The sequence below is a fragment of the Terriglobus sp. YAF25 genome (assembly GCF_052113305.1).
Lineage (GTDB): Bacteria > Acidobacteriota > Terriglobia > Terriglobales > Acidobacteriaceae > Terriglobus.
Genome location: NZ_JBFRCY010000531.1, coordinates 1 through 3,334 on the forward strand (window position 1 = coordinate 1; position 3,334 = coordinate 3,334).

At 59.3% G+C, this 3,334-nt stretch carries 3 protein-coding genes; all 3 read left to right on the forward strand.

Annotated elements, in window-relative coordinates; genetic code table 11:
* A partial coding sequence (locus AB4043_RS19500) for an ABC transporter ATP-binding protein (RefSeq protein WP_442307832.1) occupies nucleotides 1–313 on the forward strand: 313 nt, incomplete at its 5' end.
* A gap of 4 nt (nucleotides 314–317) precedes the next feature.
* Nucleotides 318–683, forward strand: coding sequence for a hypothetical protein (locus tag AB4043_RS19505; protein ID WP_442299818.1), 366 nt, complete (start codon nucleotides 318–320; stop codon nucleotides 681–683).
* Nucleotides 684–744: 61 nt separating this feature from the next.
* Complete coding sequence (locus tag AB4043_RS19510) at nucleotides 745–3,297, forward strand: ABC transporter permease (RefSeq protein WP_442299819.1); 2,553 nt, start codon at nucleotides 745–747, stop codon at nucleotides 3,295–3,297.
* Nucleotides 3,298–3,334 lie beyond the last annotated feature (37 nt).

A 3,334-nucleotide genomic window follows, 5' to 3' on the forward strand; every position in this document is an offset into this window, starting at 1 on the left:
CGTCAACATGGCGCACCGCATGCGGCATTACCCGGCGCAGCTCTCCGGCGGTCAGCAGCAGCGTGTCGCTGTCGCACGCGCTCTCGCCGGCTCACCCTCTATTCTTCTGGCCGACGAGCCTACCGGAAACCTTGACTCCAAAAACGGCGAAGCGGTCATGTCGCTCTTGAAAGAGCTGCATGACGAAGGCGCCACCATCTGCATGGTGACGCACGATCCACGCTTTGCCGCACATGCCGAACGACAGATTCACCTCTTCGACGGCAAGGTCGTCGCGGAGGGAGAGCTGAGCCATCTGATGGCGGAGGTTTAATGCCATGCGCAATCTGTTGAAAGATGCTGGCGACTCGCTGTATCTCACCCCCTGGACAGCAGCAGCGCTTGTGTTGATCGCGCTGCTGTCCAGCCTTTCTATCCATGCAACGACCATCAGTAATACCGAGGCAGACCGGGTAAGCCTGGTCGTCACGTATGGCGATGACACGGTGCTTCAGGCGGAAGCCCACGACCGGAACCACATGCAATCGTCCAAAGCGACGCTATCGCGACTTTCCTTCGATGCCAGGCTCGGAAGCTTGTCTCTTCGGCTGAGCGTACCGTCGGTGTCCACGCTTCCATTGCTCAGGGAACTCCCCGGAGTGCCGGCGGATAACCAGTGTCCAATGACGAAGAGCGTTGCTTAAGACTGAACCGTTGTATGACGTACGTTGACCGGATTCGCTGCCGGCGAAGGAGAGGTGCACGATGAATCGACTGGTGCAGGACATCAAGTTCGCGCTGCGGCAGCTCAGAAAGTCGCCCGGATTTACTATGACGGCCATCGTGACCCTGGCGCTGGGTATCGGCGCCAATGCGGCGATCTTCACGCTGGTGCACGCCGTGCTGCTCAAAAATCTTCCCGTCTCCGATCCCAAGCTGCTGGTACGTGTCGGCGATACGGACGACTGCTGCGTCAACGGAGGAGTTCCCGACCACCGCGACTATTCGATCTTCGCCTTTGAGCTTTACCAACATCTGCGGGAGAACACGCCAGAGTTTGAAAGCCTGGCAGCGATGCAGGCAGGCGTTGGCTATGCCGGCGTAACAGCGAGAAGCAGCAAGCCAGGCGATCTTCCGCATTCTGCGCGCGGCGAAGTAGTGACGGGTAACTACTTTCAGGTATTGGGCCTGCGGCCCTACGCAGGGCGACTCATCCTTCCCTCCGACGATGTGCAGGGTGCACCGATGGGCGTTGTGATGAGCTACCAGGCGTGGCAGCGTGACTATGCCAGCGATCCATCTGTCGTGGGAAGTACCTTCGTACTGAATACCTATCCGGTCACAGTTCTTGGCATTACRCCGCCATCCTTCTACGGCGACCGCATGACAGATACACCGCCGGACTTCTATATCCCCATGGTCATGGAGCCGAATTTCGGCCCGGGAAATCCTACAAGCTTGCTGCACCGCAGAGATGCAAACTGGCTCTACCTGTTAGGGAAGATCAAGCCGGGGACAGATATGAAGCAGCTCGAGGCAAAGATGAGCGCCTCGCTTCGCAACTATCTCGCAACCTTGCCACTCTATCAGCGCCAGGACCGGCAGCCTGACCTGGCGGGTGCGCACGTGATTCTTACGCCGGGCGGCGCCGGTATCGAAAATTTGCAGCAGGAGTATGGTGTCGGCCTGAAGATGCTGATTACGGTCTCGGCACTGGTGCTGCTGATCGCCTGCGCCAACATCGCCAACCTGATGCTGGTGCGCGGTATGGCGCGCAGGGCTGAGACCTCCATTCGCATGGCTTTGGGGGCACAGCGCACAAGGCTTATCCGGCAGATGCTTACAGAGAGCGTTGTGCTCTCCTGTCTCGGCGGCTTCGCCGGACTTCTCGTCGCCTATGCCGGAACCAAGGTCCTGCTGGCGATGGCATTTCCCCATGCGCAGAGCCTTCCTATTGAAGCGACGCCATCCCTGACAGTACTCGGGTTCGCCTTCGCGCTCTCCCTTCTTACCGGCCTGATCTTCGGTGTGGCGCCCGCCTGGGTAACGTCCCACTCGCAGCCCGCCGATGCGTTGCGGGGATCGAATCGCACCACGTCAGATCGGTCGGGCTTACTGCAGCGGTCGCTGGTGATTCTGCAAGCAGCGCTCTCTCTGATTCTGCTGGTCGGTGCGGGGCTGATGGCGAAGAGCCTAAGCAAGCTGGAGAACCAGGACTTCGGTATCGTCACAGAAAATCGCGTCGTGGCGCACTTCAGTCCCGAGAGCTCTGGATATAAGCAGGAGCAGCTTCAGGGTCTCTACGACAAAATCATCAATGACCTGCATGCGCTACCCGGGGTCGACAAAGCTGCGCTCTCGCTTTACACGCCGCTCGAAGGCAACAACTGGGGAGAAGGTGTCTATATTCAGGGCCGGCCCGAGCCCGGCGCTCAAGCGAAGAACGGCGCCTCATGGCTGCGCGTAGGACCGGAGTATTTCGACATCGTCGGTCATCGTGTGTTGCGCGGCCGCGGGATTGCAGCACAGGACACAGCGACTTCCCTTCCGGTAGTCGTCGTGAATGAAGCCTTTGTGAAGAAGTTCTTCTCTAATGGAGAGAACCCCCTCGGAGCGCACTTCGGCATCTCCGGCATGGAGAGCGTGGGCGACTGGGAGATCGTCGGCGTGGTCTCCGACATCAAGTACAACGACCTAAGGCAGCCTACGCGGGCCATGTACTTCCGGCCGCTCTTGCAGGTGGCGCATACAAAACCACAGAACGATACCCGGTCTCTGTATGCCGGGGCAATCATGCTCACGACCAAGGGTCACGTGGGCAACCTGGAATCGCAGGTGCGCCGAACTCTGGCCAATATCAACCCGAATCTCACTGTGGTGAACTACAACACCTTCGAAGAACAGGTTCGTGGTCAGTTTGACCAGGAGCGAATGATCGCCCGGCTCACGCTGATGTTCAGCCTCCTGGCGCTGATGCTTGCGGCGGTTGGACTCTATGGTGTTACCGCCTACTCCGTTGCGCGGCGCACACCGGAGATCGGCGTACGCATGGCTCTGGGGGCGGGCCGCGGCAAAGTGATCGCCATGGTGATGCGCGAGGCGATGTTTCAAGCCATCATCGGCCTGGCCATCGGCATTCCCGCCGCCTGGCTCTGCGTTCGTCTTGTACAGTCACAGCTCTATAACGTCGGCGGCCATGATGCCATGGTCATGACCGGCTCTGTCCTGGTGCTGACTGTAGCAGCACTGCTGGCAGGGTTGATTCCCGCGCAGCGAGCCGCATCAACCGATCCCGTAAAGGCACTGCGGACGGAGTAGCGAAGCAATTTGGAGACACAATGATTGACCTAAGGAA